Here is a 17,705-nt window from a genome sequence, read left to right on the forward strand (position 1 = left end):
GCCCCTCCCTCGCCCCGCTGGGCGATGGCGGGGAGCTTCATTTGGCCGCGTGGGCTGGGCCCGCGTGCAAACATGACGGCCGCTTGACTCCGCCATGACGCGCTGCGCGTGTCATGGCTCGCCGCATTCAGTGTTTGGTATTTGTCTTTGTTTCCCCACCCGTCGGGCTGGGCCGAGGAGCGCAGGCAAAAGCGGATCAGGGCTGGCGTTGTTTGAGCCGCAGGCGAGTTTAGCCAGACCCCGCTTTTGCTGAGCACCGGAGGTTGCCCCTGAGCGCAGCGCAGGGGACCCAGACCATCGGGTCGCCTTTTCTTTTGCTTACTTTTCTTTTGGCGACGCAAAAGAAAAGTGAGTTGCCGCCGGGCAACCCCCGGCTTGTTGGCAAACCACCATGCGAGATCAAAGAGCCTCAGCCGCCTTGTCCCAGCCCGCGCGAGTCCATAGAAAATAGCCCGTCAGCCCAATAACCACGCTCGCAAGCAGCTATCAAACAGATAGCAACTACGACCCCGTCACTCGACCCGGGTAATGCCCGTCGGCTTGAAGCCCAGGTCGGCCGCCTTGCCTTTGCGCCCGCGAGCGGCTCTGGCATTGTTCAGGCTGCGGATCTCCAGCGTTTCCTCGCGCTCCTTGCCGCCACGGCCTATGCCCTCGATCTTCACGCTGCGGGTATACGCCGCCGCGCCGGCCAGCGTATCCTTGGCATCCAGGTCAATCAGCATCAGGCCGCGGCCGCCGGCGGCCTGGGTCTTGAGCTCGCTGATCTCGAAAGTCAGGATGCGCCCACCGGTGGAGGCGCAGGCCACGTGGGTCGCCGGGCTCAGAGGTGCGGCGCCGCCCGCCACCGGCGAGGGCTTGCAGATGGTCTCGCCTTCACCGCAGCTGATGAAGGCCTTGCCGGCCTTCAGGCGCGATGTCATGTTTTCCACCGTGGCCAGGAAACCGTAGCCGCCGCTGCTGCTGAGCAGCAAGGTGGCGCTGGCCGGTGCGGCGAAATAGTGCGCCGGCTGCGTGCCGGCTTCGAGCTCGATCAGCGTGGTCACCGGCTGGCCATCGCCGCGCGCACCAGGCAACATGGCCACCGGAATCGAATACACCCGGCCCGTGCCTTTGGTGGCCGTGCCGAACACCAGCAGGGTATCGACGGTGCGGCATTCAAAGGTGCCGTACAGGCCGTCACCCGACTTGAAGGCGAAGCTGGCCGCATCGTGGCCATGGCCGCTGCGCGCGCGCACCCAGCCCTTGGCGCTGACCACCACGGTCACCGGCTCGTCCAGCACCTTGACTTCGAGCACGGCTTTTTTCTCGGCCTGGATCAGGGTGCGGCGCGGGTCGGCAAACTGCTTGGCATCGGCCTCGATTTCCTTGATCATCAGGCGGCGCAGGGCCGCCGGGCTGCCGAGGATTTCCTCCAGCTTGCCCTGCTCTTCGCGCAGGCCTTTCAGCTCCTGCTCGATCTTGATGGCTTCCAGCCTGGCCAGCTGGCGCAGGCGGATTTCAAGAATGTCTTCGGCCTGCCGCTCGCTCAGATTAAAACGCGCAATCAGCGCCGCCTTGGGCTCATCGGACTGGCGGATGATGGCGATGACTTCATCGATGTTGAGCAGCACCAGCTGCCGGCCCTCGAGGATGTGGATGCGGTCCAGCACCTTGTTCAGGCGGTGCTGCGAACGCCGCTCTATCGTGGTCTGACGAAAGGAGATCCACTCCTGCAACATTTGCCGCAGCGTTTTCTGCGTCGGCCGGCCGTCCAGCCCGATCATGGTCAGGTTGATGCTCGACGAGCTTTCCAGGCTGGTGTGCGCCAGCAAGGTGGTGATCAGTTCGGACTGCTCGATGCGGCTGGTCTTGGGTTCGAACACCAGGCGCACGGCCGCGTCCTTGCTCGACTCGTCGCGCACCACATCAAGCACGGCCAGCACGGTCTGCTTGAGCTGGACCTGGTCCAGGCTCAGCGCTTTTTTGCCGGCCTTGATTTTCGGGTTGGTGATCTCTTCGATTTCTTCCAGCACCCGCTGGGTACTGACGCCGGGCGGCAGCTCCTGCACCACCAGCTGCCACTGGCCGCGCGCCAGGTCTTCGATCTTCCAGCGCGCGCGCACCTTGAGCGAGCCGCGGCCCGTGCTGTAGGCGGCGGCGATGTCGGCCGCCGTCGAGATGATCTGGCCGCCGCCCGGGTAGTCGGGACCGGCGATCAGCGTGTACAGCTCGTCGTCGCCGAGCTTGGGGGTCTTGATCAGCGCGATGCAGGCATCGGCGATCTCGCGCAGGTTGTGGCTCGGAATCTCGGTCGCCAGGCCGACGGCAATGCCGCTGGCACCGTTGAGCAGCGTGAAAGGCAGGCGCGCCGGCAGCTGGCGCGGCTCCTCGAAAGAGCCGTCGTAGTTCGGCACGAAGTCGACCGTGCCTTCGTCGAGCTCGTCGAGCAGCAGGGTGGTGATTTTCGCCAGCCGCGCCTCGGTGTAACGCATCGCTGCCGCGCCGTCGCCGTCTCTCGAGCCGAAGTTGCCCTGGCCGTCGATCAGCGGGTAACGCTGGCTGAAGTCCTGGGCCATGCGCACCATCGCGTCGTAGGCCGCCTGGTCGCCGTGCGGGTGGTATTTGCCGAGCACGTCACCGACCACACGCGCGCTTTTGACCGGCTTGGCGCCGCCGGCGCCGGAAAAGCCCAGCCCCATGCGCGCCATGGCGAACATGATGCGCCGCTGCACCGGTTTCTGGCCGTCGCAGACATCGGGCAAGGCCCGGCCCTTGACGACGCTCAGCGCGTATTCAAGGTAGGCACGCTGGGCATAAGCGGCCAGCGATTCCTGGTCAGGGACGTCGGGCGAGGAAGGCGGGGCAGGCGTAAAAAGATCGTCCATCGGGGTTCAAACAGCAAAAAGAAAGGAAAGAGGTCAAAAGAGGTGGCCGGACCGAGGGGCCGGCTGGCTGCCGCAGGCGATTATGGCCTCACGCGAAACTGCAGTTCCACGTCAGGACTCCACATCGGGACACTAGTCGCGCTCGACCCGGAATTCCGGTGCAACCAGGCTTTGTACGACCAGGGTCGGCAGCTGGTTGCCGCGCCCGGTGGCGCCGCCAGCGGACGGGCTGGAAGAAATCTTGCTGCCGCCCATCATTTCCATCCTGACGCGGCCCGAGCGGCGTGTTTCACCCATCATGCTCGGCGGCTTGAGGTGGCTGTAGAGCTGCATCACGGTCTTGACGTAATTTTTGGTCTCGGGATAGTTCGGAATCTTGTTGCCGTAGCGCTGGACCGCACCTTCACCGGCGTTGTAGGCCGCCACTGCCAGCTCCAGCTGGCCGGGAAACAGGTCGATCAGGTAACGCAGGTAACGCGAGCCGGCCCCGATGTTGGTTCTCGGGTCGGTCAGTTTTTTCTCGATCGGGGAATTTTTGTCGGCCCGCACGCCGTAACGTTGGGCCGTGGGCGGCATCAGTTGCATCAGGCCCACCGCACCCTTGGGCGACACCGCGTGGGTGTTGAAGCCCGACTCGGTGGCAATCAGCGCCTGCAGCAGTTCGTAGTCGATGTCATTGGCCACCGACGCTTCGCGCAGCAAATGTTTGACGGCCTTGTAATTGGGTGAAACGTCGAAAAAGGCCAGCAGCTTGGGCGGTGCCCCAGGCATGCCGTTGCCGTAGGCGCCCGCCGAAGCGCGCCCGCCGCGGCTGGTGTCAAAACTCTCGCCGCCGCGGAAAAACAGCTGGTAACGCTCGTCGAGCCGCTCGGCCGAAAAATGCGCCACCCCCTGGCCGTCCACATACCCCCAGACGTCGGCACGGGCTGATGCGCCGGCCAGCAGCAGGGCGGCAGCGGCTATCAAAAATGATAGCTGCTTGCGCACTAACCACAAGGGCTGAAGCCATTTTTGACGTAAAAAATGGCTCATGCCGTGCAGATCCGCAGGTTGCGCATGGGGAGTCCTTTAAATATCGATCTCCACGGCATCGCCGTGCAGTTCCATCAGTTCGCGCCGCGCCGCGGCTTCGCCCTTGCCCATCAACTTGGTCACCAGACTTTCGGTCTGGGCAAAGTCAAAATTGCCGAGTTGCACCGGCAACAGCCGGCGCGTATCAGGATTGAGTGTGGTTTCCCACAATTGTTCCGCATTCATTTCGCCCAGGCCCTTGAAGCGGCTGATCGCCCAGGCCCCTTCACGCACGCCTTCCTTGCGCAATTTGTCGAGAATGGCCGTCAACTCGCCTTCATCAAGCGCATACGCCTTGGATGCAGGCTTCTTCCCGCGGGCCGGGGCGTCCACCCGAAAAAGCGGTGGCCGCGCCACAAAGATGTGCCCTGTGGCAATAAGTTGGGGGAAATGCCGGAAAAACAAGGTCAGCAGCAGCACCTGGATGTGGGAGCCGTCCACGTCGGCATCACTGAGGATGCAGATCTTGCCGTAACGCAGGCCGCTGAGGTCCGGGGTATCGTTGGGGCCGTGCGGGTCCACACCAATGGCCACCGCGATGTCGTGGATCTCGGTGTTGGCAAACAGCCGGTCGCGCTCGACCTCCCAGGTGTTGAGCACCTTGCCGCGCAGCGGCAGGATGGCCTGGCTCTCCTTGTCGCGCCCCATCTTGGCGCTGCCGCCGGCGGAGTCGCCCTCGACCAGAAACACCTCGTTGTGCGCCAGGTCCTTGCTTTCACAGTCGGTCAGCTTGCCCGGCAGCACGGCCACGCCCGAGCCCTTGCGTTTTTCCACCTTCTGGCCGGCCTTCTGGCGGGTTTGCGCGGCCTTGATCGCCAGTTCAGCCAGTTTTTTGCCGTAGTCGACGTGCTGGTTAAGCCACAGTTCCAGCGTCGGTCGCACAAAACTCGACACCAGGCGCACCGCATCGCGTGAATTGAGCCGCTCCTTGATCTGCCCCTGGAATTGCGGGTCCAGCACCTTGGCCGAAAGCACATAACTGGCGCGGGCAAACACGTCCTCGGGCAGCAGCTTGACGCCTTTGGGCAGCAGCGAATGCAGCTCGATGAAACTCTTGACGGCCTGGAACACGCCATCGCGCAGGCCGCTTTCATGCGTACCGCCGGCGCTGGTCGGGATCAGGTTGACATAACTCTCACGCATCGGCTGGCCGTCCTCGGTGAAGGCCAGGCACCACTGGGCGCCCTCGCCCTCGGCAAAACTGTCGTGCGCCGCATCGGCAAAACCCTCGCCCTCAAACAGCGGAATCACCGGATCGGCGTTGAGGGTCTGCATCAGGTAGTCGCGCAGACCGCCCTTGTAGACCCAGGTCTGCACCTCTTTGGTCTTCTCGACCACCAGCGTCACGGTGACGCCAGGCATCAGCACGGCCTTGCTGCGCAGCAGGTGGGTCAGCTCGGCCATGGGCAGGGCCGACGCCTCGAAATATTTGGCGTCCGGCCAGGCCCGCACGGTGGTGCCGCACTTGCGGTCGCCCTCGGCCGCCTTGCGCAGCTCCAGCGGCTCGGTGACGTCACCCGCCTCGAACACCAGCCGGGCCACCATGCCGTCGCGGTAGGAGGTAGCTTCCAGGCGCTTGGACAGCGCATTGGTCACGCTGACGCCGACGCCGTGCAGGCCACCGGAAAAGCTGTAGGCCCCGCCCTTGCCCTTGTCGAACTTCCCGCCGGCATGCAGCCGGGTGAAGACGAGTTCGATCACCGGCGCCTTTTCCTCCGGGTGCAGGCCATAGGGAATGCCGCGGCCGTCGTCTTCGATGCTGACGGAACCATCGGTGTGCAGCGTGACCTTGATCTTCTTGCCATGGCCGGCGAGCGCCTCGTCGGCCGAGTTGTCCAGCACTTCCTGGATGATGTGCAGCGGATTGTCGGTGCGCGTGTACATGCCGGGCCGCTGCTTGACGGGCTCCAGGCCCTTGAGCACTCGGATCGAGGCTTCGGAATAATCGTTGGGTAGTTTGGTCGCCATGGGGGGTGAATTGTAGTCCCGGATGATTTTAAGACTGGATAAATATACAGCTTTCATCCAACCCACTCCGAAACCCATGTCTGGCGCTCATCAATGGCCCCAAAAACTTTCAAAAGCAGAACGCAGCGCCATTGGGTACATTCTCCGGATGCAATCCTCAAGTAGAAATCTTTCCATGGCCCAGGTGCTCATCTGCGGCGCCGCCATCGTCACCCTGTCCATGGGCATACGCCACGGCTTCGGCCTGTGGCTGCAGCCGATCACCCAGGCCCAGGGCTGGACACGCGAAACCTTTGCCTTTGCCCTGGCCGTGCAAAACCTGTCCTGGGGCGTGTTCGGCATTTTTGCCGGCATGCTGGCCGACCGCTTTGGCGCCTTTCGCGTCATTGCGGGCGGCGCCGTGCTGTATGCGCTGGGGCTGGTCGGCATGGCGCTGTCGCCGACCGGCCTGCTGTTCACGCTGACGGCCGGCGTGCTGATAGGCGCGGCGCAGGCAGGCACCACCTATGCCGTGATCTATGGCGTGATCGGCCGCAACATTTCGGCCGACAAACGATCCTGGGCCATGGGTGTGGCGGCGGCGGCAGGCTCTTTCGGGCAGTTCCTGATGGTGCCGGTCGAAGGTTTCCTGATCAGCGGCCTGGGCTGGAAAGAGGCGCTGCTGGTGCTGGGCGCCGCAGTGCTGCTGATCGCCCCGCTGGCCTTTGGCCTGCGCGAGACCCGCTTCGGCCCCGGCCAGGCGCCGCCGCGTGAACAGACCATCCTGCAGGCGCTCAAGGAAGCCTTCAAGTACCCGAGCTTCCAGCTGCTGATGGCCGGTTACTTCGTCTGCGGCTTCCAGGTGGTGTTCATCGGCGTGCACATGCCCAGCTACCTCAAGGACAAGGGGCTGTCGCCACAGGTGGCCAGCTACGCGCTGGCACTGATCGGCCTGTTCAATGTGTTCGGCACTTATGCGGCGGGCGCCCTCGGCCAGCGGCTGGCCAAAAAGAACATCCTGGCCTTTATCTATCTCGCGCGGGCCGTCGTGATTGCCGTGTTCCTCGCCGCGCCGCTGAGCCCGGCCAGCGTCTACATCTTTGCCAGCCTGATGGGCCTGCTGTGGCTGTCCACCATTCCGCCGACCAATGCGGTGGTCGCGCAGATTTTCGGCATCCAGCATCTGTCCATGCTCAGCGGTTTTGTGTTTTTCAGCCACCAGATCGGCTCCTTCATGGGGGTCTGGCTGGGCGGGTACCTGTACGACCGCACCGGCAGCTACGACATCGTCTGGTACATCGCGATCGGGCTGGGCGTGTTCGCCGCTCTGGTGAATCTGCCGGTACGTGAAACCGCCATCCACCGGCCGGCGGCGGGCCGCCTGCCCCAAGGCGCCTGACATGGCACACAAGCTCGCCTTGTATCTACTGGCCATCGCGGCCACGCTGGGCGTGTTTGCGCTGTACCTGCGGCCCGATTTTTTGCTGACGCTGGCCGACCAGCTCTGGGCCTGCTTCTAGCCCCGCTTATTCCTCGTCGCGTACCCGGTACTGTCCGGCCAGTTGCTGCTGCACCGCCGGCGGCACGACCTCGTAGTGGCTGAAGGCCAGCGTGTAAGCCCCCTGCCCGCCGGTCAGCGCGTTGAGCCGCGACTGGTAGGCGGCCAGTTCGGACAGCGGCACCTGGCCCAGCACGGCCAGCGTGCCTGCCTGCAGCCCGCGCGTGCCGCTGACCTGACCGCGCCGCGCCGACAGGTCGCCGGTGATGTCGCCCATGACGGCCTCGGGCGCCGTGATCTCGACATTGACCACGGGTTCGAGCACCACCGGCGACGCGGCGCGCACGGCTTCGATCACCGCCTTGCGTCCGGCCGTCGCGAAGGCAATGTCCTTGCTGTCCACACTGTGGTGCTTGCCGTCGTACACCACCACCCGCACATCGCTGACCGGAAAACCCGCAACCACCCCGCCGTCGAGCGCCTGGCGCACGCCTTTTTCGACGGCTGGCATGTACTGGCCGGGAATCGTGCCGCCCCTGACCTGGTCGACAAACTCGATGCCGGCGCCGCGCGCCAGCGGCTCGATGCGCAGGAAGACCTCGCCGAACTGGCCGGCGCCGCCGCTTTGCTTTTTGTGGCGGTGATGGCCGGCGGCCGGCGCGGTGACCGTCTCGCGGTAGGCGATACGCGGCGGCCGCGTGTTCACCTCGCACTTGTAGACCTCGGTCAGCCGCTCGATCAGCGTGCGCAGGTGCAGCTCGCCGAGGCCGTACACCACGGTTTCATTGGTCTGCGCCACATGTTCCAGCCGCAGACAGGGATCTTCATCGACCAGCCGTTGCACCAGGTCCCACATGCGCTGCTCGTCGCCGCGGCGTCGGGGTTCGATGGCCAGCCCGTGCACCGGCACCGGAAAGTCCAGCGGCTGCAGATGGATGTGTTCGTCCTCCGCCGCATCGTGCAGCACGGCGTCGAAATGGATCTCGTCGACCTTGGCCACGGCACACAGCTCACCCGGCCCGGCGCTGGCGATTTCCATGTGGTCCTTGCCCTGCAGCCGGAACAGGTGGCCGACCTTGAAGGGGCGCCTGCCGTCGCCGATGTAGAGCTGGCTGCCCGGGGTCACCGTGCCCTGGTGCACCCGGAAGATACCCATCTTGCCGACATAGGGGTCCACGCTGACCTTGAAAACATGCGCCAGCACATGTTTGGCCGGGTCGGGCTCGGCCCGCATCGGGACGGCGCTTGCACCCTCGCCGCGCAGGAACTTCGGCGGGTTGCCCTCGGCTGGATTCGGCAGCAGTTTGACCATCACGTCCAGCAGTTCGGCCACCCCGGCACCGTTGCGTGCCGACACAAAACACACCGGAATCAAATGCCCCTCGCGCAAGGCCTGCTCCAGCGGCGCATGCAGCTCCTGGGGATCCACGTCGCCTTCGTCGAGGTAACGTTCGACAAAGGCCGGATCGACCTCGACCACCTGCTCGACCAGCGCGCGGTGCGCCAGCGCCACGCTGGAAAAATCGGATTCCCCGGCCGGATTGAAAAAGCAGTCCACCACCCGGGTGCCCCCGGCGGCGGGCAGGTTCAGCGGCAGGCATTCCTTGCCGAAGGCAGCCTGGATGGCGGCCAGCAGTCCGGGAAGGTCAGTGCCCAGCGCGTCGATCTTGTTGATGATCACCATGCGGCACAAGCCGCGGCCGGCGGCCCAGTCCATCATGCGGCCGCTCATGAGCTCCAGCCCGCTGGCGGCGCTGACGACCAGGGCGGCGGTTTCCACCGCCTCCAGCGCCGGCAGCGACTGCCCGAGAAAGTCCGGCGCACCGGGCGTGTCGATGAGGTGAATGCGCGTGTCCTGGTGCTGCAGGTGGACCAGCGCGGAATGCAGCGAATGCTGGGCGCGGCGCTCCAGCGGATCGAAATCGCTGACCGTCGTGCCGCGCTCCAGGCTGCCCGGGGCGCCGATGGCGCCCGCCTGGTGCAGCAAGGCCTCGACCAGGGTGGTTTTGCCGCTGGCCGCTGCGCCCACCAGCGCCAGCGTGCGCAGGTTGGGGACGGCCGAAGGAACCGGATGCGTGGAAGAGGACATGGCGCGCTCCTGGGTGCCGGGCGCGGCGTCTGCGCCCGATGGGTTGGCCTGAGGCATGAATCAGATGCACAGCGTAAGGGATAGCCCGCACCGGGGCAAGGGGCCGGTGCAGACGTCAAACGGTGGTAGTCTTTCGCCTCCACACTCGCAGGGGGACAGCAGGGCCATGAAAACCATCGTCATCACCGGGGCGTCCGACGGCATAGGCGCGGAAATGGCGCGTCAGCTGGCACAGCGCCATGGCGCGGCAGTGGCGTTGGTGCTGGCCGCGCGCAACGAAGCCGCGCTTGACGCCGTCGCCGTCCAGTGCCGGGCCGGCGGGGCCGCGGCGCTGGTGGTCCCCACCGATGTCTCCGAGCCGGCCCAGTGCCGCGCGCTGATCACCACGGCCGTCCAGGCCTTCGGCCAGATCGACGCCCTGATCAACAACGCCGGCATGTCGGCACAGGCGCTGTTTGAAGATGTCCAAACCGACGACCTCGGCTGGTACGAGGACCTGATGCGCATCAACCTCTGGGGCAGCGTGTGGTGCACCCATGCCGTCCTGCCCCACCTGAAACAAAGTCGCGGCAGCCTGGTGGCGGTCTCCAGCCTGGCCGGGTTGGTGGGTGTGCCCGGGCGCACCGCCTACAGCGCCAGCAAATTCGCCATGACCGGTTTTTTTGAAGCCCTGCGCACCGAACTGAAAACCGCCGGCATCAGCGTCACCACCGCTTACCCCGGCGTGGTCGCCACGCAGATCCGCCACCGGGGCTTCAACGCCGCGGGCACACCGGCCGGTGCCAGCGGCCTCAGGGAAGACAATGCCATGAGCGTCGAGACCTGCGCCCGGCTGATTCTTGACGGCATGGACCAACGCGCACGTGAAGTCGTGATGACGCCCAAAGGCAAACTCGGGCGCTGGCTCAAGCTGCTGGCACCCGGGGCCGTCGAATCCATGGCGCTGGCCGCCCTCAAGGACGAGGTCAAGCCGCATTGAAGAATATGGCCCCCACGCTTGTCACTTCGTGTACTGCGCGAGGCCTTGCAGGCCGCCGCTCGCCAGAGGCTTCGCTTCTGTCGCCTGTCCAAACCTGCTCAAGCAGGTTTGGAGCCGCAGGCTTCAGCCCCTCGGGGGCGCTGCGCCTGCGGCCCGGCGAAGCCGGTTCCGCGGCCCCGGTTGGTGAAGAGGCAGTTCCCACGCCCGTCGCGGCGCAGTCAAACTCCGATTGGGCAAGCTGATGCACGGAAGCGAAACCCCGTCGGCTTGGGTCCGGCGCTGGTCCCACCTGGTGCCGGCCCAGGGCCGCGTGCTTGACGTCGCCTGCGGCCATGGCCGGCACGCCTGGTGGTTTCACCAGAGAAATCATCCCCTGACCCTCGTGGACCGGTCGCAGGAAGCTATCGAATCCATAGCAATTCCGGCGCCCTCCTGCGAAGCCGTGGTGGCCGACATTGAAAACGCCCCCTGGCCTTTTGCGGGCCGCCAGTTCGACGCCGTCGTCGTCACCAACTACCTGTGGCGCCCCCTGCTGCCAACGCTGCTGGCCAGCCTGGCGCCGGGCGGCGTGCTGATTTACGAAACCTTTGCCCAGGGCAACCAAACCGTGGGCAAACCCTCGCGGCCCGATTTCCTGCTGCGCACCGGCGAGCTGCTCGAGGTGTGCCGTGGCCTGCGGGTGGTCGCGTTTGAGGACGGATTCCAGCAAGCCCCCGACCGCTTTACACAGCGGATTGCAGCCGTCCGGGAACTGGTGTCGCCAGGGACGGTCCCACGCTATTTGATCGACCAGCGCACTGGGTAGAATGCTGAATTGGCTTTACCGCAGCATTGGCCCCGGCCAGCGCTCCACCCCTGACACAAAGACATGAAAACCATTACCGGCAGCATCGTTGCACTGGCGACCCCCCTGCATGAAGACGGCAGCGTTGACTACCCGACCCTGCGCAAGCTGGTGGACTGGCACATTGCCGAGGGCACCGACTGCATTGGCGTGGTCGGCACCACCGGCGAGTCGCCCACCGTCAGCGTTGAAGAACACTGCGAGATCATCCGCGTCTCGGTGGAGCAAGCCAAGGGCCGGGTGCCGGTCATGGCTGGCTGCGGCGCCAACTCCACCGCCGAAGCCATCGAGCTGGCACGCTTTGCAAAAACCGTCGGTGCCGACTGCCAGTTGCAGGTCGTGCCCTACTACAACAAGCCGACGCAGGAAGGCCAGTATCGGCACTTCACCGCGATTGCCGAAGCAGTGGATCTGCCCATGGTGCTGTACAACGTCCCCGGCCGCACCGTGGCCGACATGCTGCATGCCACCGTGCTGCGGCTGGCGCAGGTGCCCGGTATCGTGGGCATCAAGGAGGCGACCGGCAACATCGAACGCGCGCAGTGGCTGATCAAGGAAGTGCCGGCCGGCTTTGCCGTCTATTCCGGCGACGACCCGACCGCCGTGGCGCTGATGCTGTGCGGCGGCCAGGGCAACATCAGTGTGACGGCCAATGTGGCACCGCGCCTGATGCACGAGCTCTGCGTCGCGGCGATCGCTGGCGACGCGCGCAGCGCGATGAACATCCAGTTCCAGTTGCTGCCGCTGCACAAACATCTGTTCGTGGAAGCCAACCCGATTCCGGTCAAATGGGCCATGGCCCGCATGGGGCTGTGCAGCGGAACCCTGCGCCTGCCCATGACACCGCTTGAAACGGCCAACGAGGCCACGGTCGAAAACGCCCTGCGTGTTTGCGGCCTGCTCTGATTTTTAAGGAAACCCCAGTGATGACATTGCACACGCCCAGCGCTTCCGGATCTGTATCTGCACCACGGCTTGCCGCTGCCCCGCTACTGGCGCTCGTCGCCGCGCTCCTCCTCTCGGGTTGCTCCTCGTTGAGCGAGTCCATGCAGGGCGACAAGGTCGATTACAAAAGCGCCGGCAAGGCGCCCTCGCTGGAGGTTCCTCCCGACCTGACGCAGCTGTCGCGCGATACACGTTACCTCGTGCCCGGCAGTTCCGTGACGGCCAGCGGCTTCCAGGTCGGCCAGACTACCCAGTCCGTGCCGACGGCGGCCTTGACGGTCGGCGACGTGCGCATCGAGCGCGCGGGCACGCAACGCTGGCTGGTGGTTAACCGCCCGGCCGACAAGCTGTGGGGTCCGGTGCGCGAGTTCTGGCAGGAAAACGGTTTTCTGATCGCCACCGAGCAGGAAAACCTGGGCATCATGGAAACCGACTACGCGGAAAACCGCGCCAAGCTTCCACAGGACTTCATCCGCGCCACCCTGGGCAAGCTGCTCGACAGCCTGTACTCCACCGGCGAACGCGACAAGTTCCGCACCCGCCTGGAGCGCACGCCGACCGGCGGCACCGAGATCTACATCAGCCACCGCGGCATGGTGGAGGTGCTGACGGGCACGGTCAGGACACCGCAGAAAAGCGATGGCACGGTGTGGCAGCCACGCCCGGCCGATCCGGAACTGGAAGCAGAATTCCTGCGCCGCCTGATGGTCAAGCTCGGTGTCAGCCAGGAGCAGTCCAAGGCGCTGATCGCCACCGGCCCGGCGCGGCAGAGCGCGCGTGTCGCCAATGTCAACAACATGCCCGTGGTTCAGATCGACGAAGGTTTTGAGCGCGCCTGGCGCCGGGTCGGCCTGGCCCTGGACCGCACCGGTTTCACCGTTGAAGACCGTGACCGTGCACAAGGCACTTATTTTGTGCGCTACGTCGAGCCTACCGGCGACAAGAAGGAACCCGGCTTCTTCAGCAAGCTCTTCAGCAGCTCCTCGGCGGGCCCGGCCCCCCTCAAATACCGGATCGCCGTGCGCAGCCAGGGCGAAGCGACCACCGTGTCCGTGCTCAACGCCCAGGGCAATCCCGAAGCATCGGCCAATGCCCAGCGCATCGTGCAGGTCATTGCCGACGACCTGAAATAAGGCGTCGCGTGGAGCCTGGCCGGTGCTGAGGTTCAAAAGCCTGGGCAGCGGCAGCACAGGCAATGCCACGCTGGTAGAGGCGGCCGGGCTGCGGCCCAGGCGGCTGCTGGTCGATTGCGGGCTGGGATTGCGGCAGCTTTCTTTGCGGCTGGCCGAGGCTGGCTTGGCCGATGGCGACATCGACGCCATCTTCATCACCCACGAACACAGCGACCACATCGGCTGCGCGCGCCAGTTCGCGCGGCGCCACCGGGTCCCGGTCTGGATGAGCCGCGGCACCCAGGAAGGCATCGGCCTGCCCGACTTCGACGGGCTGCTTCACACCGCACGCGATGGGGAGGCAATTGACCTCGGCGAACTGCAGCTCATGCCGTTCACGGTTCCGCATGACGCGCGTGAGCCCTTGCAGCTCACCTGCACGGACGGCGCGTCCAAACTGGGGCTGCTGACCGACCTCGGTCACGCCACCGCCCACCTGCTGGCCCACCTCGCACACTGCGACGCCCTGTTACTCGAGTGCAACCATGACAGTGAGTTACTGGCCCAGTCGACCTACCCGCCTTTTCTCAAGCGGCGGGTAGGCGGCATGTATGGCCACCTGTCCAATGCTGCCGCGGGCGAGATTGCCCGCTCGGTCGCGCATGGCGGCCTCAGGCAGCTGGTGGCGGCCCATTTGAGCCAGCAGAACAATCGGCCGGAGCTGGCCCGGCAAGCCATGCAGGAGGCGCTGGGAAGCGCCACGGAAATCATGGTTGCAGACGCCGGAGCGGGAACGCACTGGCTGGACGTTTGATCCGCGCCCCCTGCGCACAGGACAGGCGTAAAAAAGCCGCCCGCAGGCGGCTTTCAGGCAAGCAGCAGGAATTACTTCGCGGCGCTGGCAGGAGTCTGGGCTTCAGCAGGAACCGGTGCAGGCGTGACAGCTGCAGGTGCGGAAGCTGCCTCGGCAGGTGCGGGAGCAGGTGCTGGCGTGACAACGACAGGAGCAGGTGCAGCCGCTTCTTCTTTTTTACCGCAGGCAGCCAGAGCAACCGCAGCGACGATGGCGGCCAAAACGAGGGACTTGTTCATATCGAGATCCTTGATGAATGAGAGAGAGACAACTTATAAATCCGTCAAAAAAAAACCCAAACCTGACGATTCGAGTTTTCCGACGGGAGGGCGAGTGACGCGAGCTCAAACTGCCCTGAGAGCGAGTATATGCGGGTTTTCACCGCCGTAAAAACCCTCAATTCACAAAAAAGCAGCGAAAGACCGTAGCAAAACCGCCACTTTCGCCAGCATGGCACCCTGCGGTATCGCCCCGCGGCATCAAATCCCCAAAGTGGTCGCCGGGAAGGCCGGACTGCTGCGCAGCAGCTTTTCCGTCAGCCTTTCCCTCAGTGCCACGCGCCGCGCAGCTTCGGATCCCGCCACACCGGTGCTGCGAACCAGGTCCAGCCGCTCGAACACCCAGCCCGGGCTCCAGAAGGCACTGGGCAGGTCGCTGGCCGCCACCTGACCGCTGCCGCGACATTCAACAATGTGCGACCAGGTTCGGCGCCAGGTCACAAACCGCGCGTGCCGGCGCGTCACTTCGTCATAGTTCTGGGCCAGCATGGTCAGTGTCCGGCCCGATGTTGACCACTCGTTGAGGGATTGCGCGACACTGCGCTCGCCCAGCGGCCAGTCCTCAAACGTGGCGTCGCAAAGAATGATTTCACGCCAGCCCTGCGCGGCCGCTGTTGCGAAGGCTTGCCGGACCAGCTCGGCGAATGCCGAGCGGCCCTCGAAGCGACCCTGCAGCAGTGCGGGCGAAGAAGTTGCGGGCGAAGGATGGGGATCGTTCATCATCGGCTCCTTGAAGGCATGAAACTGCAGGTCTGGCGCGTGGTTCAGCAACCTTCCGGATGAGCCAGCCAGCCGGCCGCATGCCAGTCTGCCAGCAAGTCCAGCGCCGAAGGTCCCGCGCGGCGAAGGTCGACGGCAGAGAGCCGGCGCTGGTCGGCCAGGCGCCGCATCAGGGTCGCGTCGGCCCCCCTGGCGCGGTAGCTTTCTCCATTGATGAACACATGCTGCGCGTCGTACATCATGCGGGTGCGCGGATCCAGGCAGAGACCCTCGGCGCAGCGCGGGTCCCACCGTCCCGACGGGTCGTCAAACCAGACCGAGGCCTTGGGCTCCGTCAGGCATTCACCGAGCGCACAGGCCAGCGCCAGCGGGTCTTCCAAGGCGTCATGCACCGCCTTTTGCGCAAACGCGAGCAGGCCTTCTGGCACAGCCGCGGGCGTTGGCGTTGCGGCCTGCGATGGATCGCGGTACAGGCCCTGGCTGAGGGCACCATCGTCCTCATCATCATCGGCAAAGTCCGCCAGGCGCTGCAGCAGTTCACTCGCCAGCTCGGCGCGTTTGGGCGCTCGAAAACCAATGGAATACGTCATGCAGTCCTGCGCCTTGCCGTCCTCGTCCTGCGACGGCTCTGCCAGCCCGTCATGGGCATAACGTGGCGGCAGGTAAAGCATGTCGCCGGCCTCCAGCACAAACTCCTGCTCGGGCTCGAAGTTCTGCAGGATCTTCAGCGGCACACCTTCCTGCAGCGTCAGGTCTTTCTGCCGGCCTATCTTCCAGCGTCGGCGGCCGCTGGCCTGGAGCAGGAAAACGTCGTAACTGTCAAAGTGCGGGCCCACGCCGCCGCCCGGCGTGGCAAATGAAATCATCAGGTCATCGAGCCGGGCGTCGGGCACAAAGCGAAAGTGCTGCAGCAACTCATGGGCCCGGCGATCGTGCAGGTCCACGCCCTGCAACAGCAGGGTCCACTGCGGCCGGCTCAGGGCCGGCAGGCTGCGCGGCCCGAACGGGCCCTGCTTCATGCGCCAGCCGGTGGGCTGTTGCACCACGAGGCGCGACTCCACCTGTTTCTGCGCCGCGAGGTCGAACAGCGCCCTGCGGCTCAGCAAGGGCTTGAAACCGGGCATGGCCTGGCGCACCAGCAGGGGCTTTTTCTGCCAGTGGCGGCGCATGAATTGGGCCGGGGTCAGACCGGCGAGAAGGGCAAGGGGTTGATTGACATCCATGGGACAATTGTCCGATGAAAATCACCCCGCAATGCGTCGTTGCCCTGACTTGGACGCTGAAAGATACCCTGGGCGAAATACTGGACGAGCTCGACGAGCCGGTGGAGTTTCTGCTGGGCGGCGATGACCTGCTCGCCAAAATCGAGGAAAGCCTGCAGAGCCATGAGGCGGGCGCCAGGATCGACCTGCATCTGGAGCCTGAAAACGCATTTGGCGACTACGACGAAAACCTGGTTTTTCTGGAAGCCCGCAAGCTGTTTCCGGCCGAACTCGAGGAAGGCCTGACCTTTGACGGCGCCGCCCTGCCCGCGGGCGTCAACCCCGACACGCCGCCGGATCGCATTTACACGGTGACGGAAATTTATCCCGAGCATGTCGTGCTCGATGGCAACCACCCGCTGGCCGGCATCGCGATCCGCCTGAGCCTGAAGATCGAGTCCGTGCGCGAGGCCTCTGAGGCGGAAATCGGCCAGGGCTCCATGGGGACCGGTTTTTTCAAGCTTGAATCACAAGCTCCCGGCAACAACACGCTGCATTAGAGCCGCCAAATAAAAAAGCCGGCCTGCTCCGAAGAGCAGGCCGGCCTGAACTGAGGCCGCCGTGGCTTAACGCATGCGGTACAGCTGGTTGTTTTCAATCTTGACGCGGTCGCCGATGCGCAGCTCGCCGTAAGACGGCACGTCATAAGCACGTGTACCACCGTTGTCCAGCTGGACAGAAACGCGGTAGGTTTCATTCACGGGCTGGGTGTTGCGATTCTTCTCGACGGCATTGCCGGCGACAGCACCGCCAACAGCGCCGAGCACGGTGGCTGCCGTGCGTCCGCTACCGCCGCCGATCTGGCTGCCCACGGCTGCACCGGCCACGCCGCCGATCACGGCACCCAGACCAGAGGTCGTGGCCGGTTGTTGCGTACGCAGGACTTCTACATTGCTGACACGACCGTATTCAATGTAATTGCCCTGCGGGTTCTGTGCAGGGTAAGTCGATGCAGGATAGGTGGCAGCGGGGTAGGTGGAGGCCGGTGCTGGCTGGCTCATGGGCGCAGCGCAGGCGGCAAGCCCGGCGACAACCACCACGGATGAAACGACTGAAATGAAACGGGAAGCTTGGCGCATGGAAATCTCCTGTGTGTGAACATTCAGAGGGCCCACCGCACCTGCCTTTGAAGGACAAGTTGCCTGAGGACCCTGCTGCATTGATTACACCCATGCCGCGCCGGTGGACGGGTGGGGTCCCAGGCTGTCCGGGCGTGGGAGCCCACTGCCGGCAGGTGTAGGAA

Annotated in this window: 15 protein-coding genes; 7 read left to right on the forward strand and 8 right to left on the reverse strand. The window is 64.9% G+C overall.

Going from position 1 to position 17,705, the window contains the following annotated elements; all coding sequences use genetic code 11:
* Nucleotides 1–512: 512 nt before the first annotated feature.
* The 3 genes from parC to B7G52_RS17975 form a co-directional block, all read right to left on the reverse strand.
* Nucleotides 513–2,864, reverse strand: a complete 2,352-nt coding sequence (gene parC, locus B7G52_RS17965; protein WP_096698898.1) for a DNA topoisomerase IV subunit A — start codon at nt 2,862–2,864, stop codon at nt 513–515.
* A 132-nt stretch (nt 2,865–2,996) separates the two neighbouring features.
* Complete coding sequence (locus B7G52_RS17970; protein WP_371329039.1) at nt 2,997–3,860, reverse strand: lytic transglycosylase domain-containing protein; 864 nt, start codon at nt 3,858–3,860, stop codon at nt 2,997–2,999.
* Nucleotides 3,861–3,932: 72 nt separating this feature from the next.
* Nucleotides 3,933–5,903, reverse strand: coding sequence for a DNA topoisomerase IV subunit B (locus B7G52_RS17975; protein WP_096698900.1), 1,971 nt, complete (start codon nt 5,901–5,903; stop codon nt 3,933–3,935).
* Between the two features lie 148 nt (nt 5,904–6,051).
* Between B7G52_RS17975 and B7G52_RS17980 the strand changes: the two genes are divergently transcribed.
* Nucleotides 6,052–7,281 carry an MFS transporter gene (locus B7G52_RS17980; RefSeq protein WP_096698901.1) on the forward strand — a complete coding sequence of 410 codons (1,230 nt, stop codon included), beginning with the start codon at nt 6,052–6,054 and terminating at the stop codon, nt 7,279–7,281.
* A gap of 127 nt (nt 7,282–7,408) precedes the next feature.
* Here the strand turns inward: B7G52_RS17980 and fusA are convergent, their stop codons facing one another.
* On the reverse strand, nt 7,409–9,469 hold the full coding sequence (fusA, locus tag B7G52_RS17985; protein ID WP_096698933.1) for an elongation factor G: 2,061 nt from the start codon (nt 9,467–9,469) through the stop codon (nt 7,409–7,411).
* Between the two features lie 166 nt (nt 9,470–9,635).
* Here fusA and B7G52_RS17990 point away from each other — a divergent pair, with 166 nt between their 5' ends.
* The 5 genes from B7G52_RS17990 (at nt 9,636) to B7G52_RS18015 (ending at nt 14,163) form a co-directional block, all read left to right on the forward strand.
* Nucleotides 9,636–10,448, forward strand: coding sequence for an SDR family oxidoreductase (locus tag B7G52_RS17990; protein ID WP_096698902.1), 813 nt, complete (start codon nt 9,636–9,638; stop codon nt 10,446–10,448).
* Nucleotides 10,449–10,689: 241 nt separating this feature from the next.
* A complete protein-coding gene (locus B7G52_RS18000) occupies nt 10,690–11,253 on the forward strand; it encodes a bifunctional 2-polyprenyl-6-hydroxyphenol methylase/3-demethylubiquinol 3-O-methyltransferase UbiG (RefSeq protein WP_096698904.1) in 564 nt (187 codons plus the stop codon).
* Nucleotides 11,254–11,316: 63 nt separating this feature from the next.
* Nucleotides 11,317–12,198, forward strand: a complete 882-nt coding sequence (gene dapA, locus B7G52_RS18005) for a 4-hydroxy-tetrahydrodipicolinate synthase (protein ID WP_096698905.1) — start codon at nt 11,317–11,319, stop codon at nt 12,196–12,198.
* Between the two features lie 20 nt (nt 12,199–12,218).
* On the forward strand, nt 12,219–13,370 hold the full coding sequence (bamC, locus tag B7G52_RS18010; protein WP_096698906.1) for an outer membrane protein assembly factor BamC: 1,152 nt from the start codon (nt 12,219–12,221) through the stop codon (nt 13,368–13,370).
* A 22-nt stretch (nt 13,371–13,392) separates the two neighbouring features.
* Nucleotides 13,393–14,163 (forward strand): MBL fold metallo-hydrolase, encoded by a 771-nt coding sequence (locus B7G52_RS18015; protein ID WP_096698907.1) that lies wholly within the window; start codon nt 13,393–13,395, stop codon nt 14,161–14,163.
* Nucleotides 14,164–14,234: 71 nt separating this feature from the next.
* Here B7G52_RS18015 and B7G52_RS24180 read toward each other — a convergent pair whose 3' ends face one another.
* From B7G52_RS24180 to B7G52_RS18030, 3 genes are all read right to left on the reverse strand, one after another.
* Nucleotides 14,235–14,441 (reverse strand): hypothetical protein, encoded by a 207-nt coding sequence (locus tag B7G52_RS24180; RefSeq protein WP_096698908.1) that lies wholly within the window; start codon nt 14,439–14,441, stop codon nt 14,235–14,237.
* Nucleotides 14,442–14,681: 240 nt separating this feature from the next.
* On the reverse strand, nt 14,682–15,203 hold the full coding sequence (locus B7G52_RS18025; protein WP_096698934.1) for a hypothetical protein: 522 nt from the start codon (nt 15,201–15,203) through the stop codon (nt 14,682–14,684).
* Nucleotides 15,204–15,244: 41 nt separating this feature from the next.
* Nucleotides 15,245–16,423 carry a JmjC domain-containing protein gene (locus B7G52_RS18030; protein WP_096698909.1) on the reverse strand — a complete coding sequence of 393 codons (1,179 nt, stop codon included), beginning with the start codon at nt 16,421–16,423 and terminating at the stop codon, nt 15,245–15,247.
* Between the two features lie 14 nt (nt 16,424–16,437).
* Between B7G52_RS18030 and B7G52_RS18035 the strand changes: the two genes are divergently transcribed.
* A complete protein-coding gene (locus B7G52_RS18035; RefSeq protein WP_096698910.1) occupies nt 16,438–16,962 on the forward strand; it encodes a peptidylprolyl isomerase in 525 nt (174 codons plus the stop codon).
* Between the two features lie 66 nt (nt 16,963–17,028).
* Here B7G52_RS18035 and B7G52_RS18040 read toward each other — a convergent pair whose 3' ends face one another.
* Nucleotides 17,029–17,541, reverse strand: a complete 513-nt coding sequence (locus B7G52_RS18040) for a glycine zipper 2TM domain-containing protein (protein ID WP_096698911.1) — start codon at nt 17,539–17,541, stop codon at nt 17,029–17,031.
* Between the last annotated feature and the right edge of the window lie 164 nt (nt 17,542–17,705).

It is taken from the genome of Polaromonas sp. AER18D-145 (genome assembly GCF_002379095.1).
In the GTDB taxonomy this organism is placed as follows: Bacteria; Pseudomonadota; Gammaproteobacteria; order Burkholderiales; family Burkholderiaceae_C; genus Polaromonas.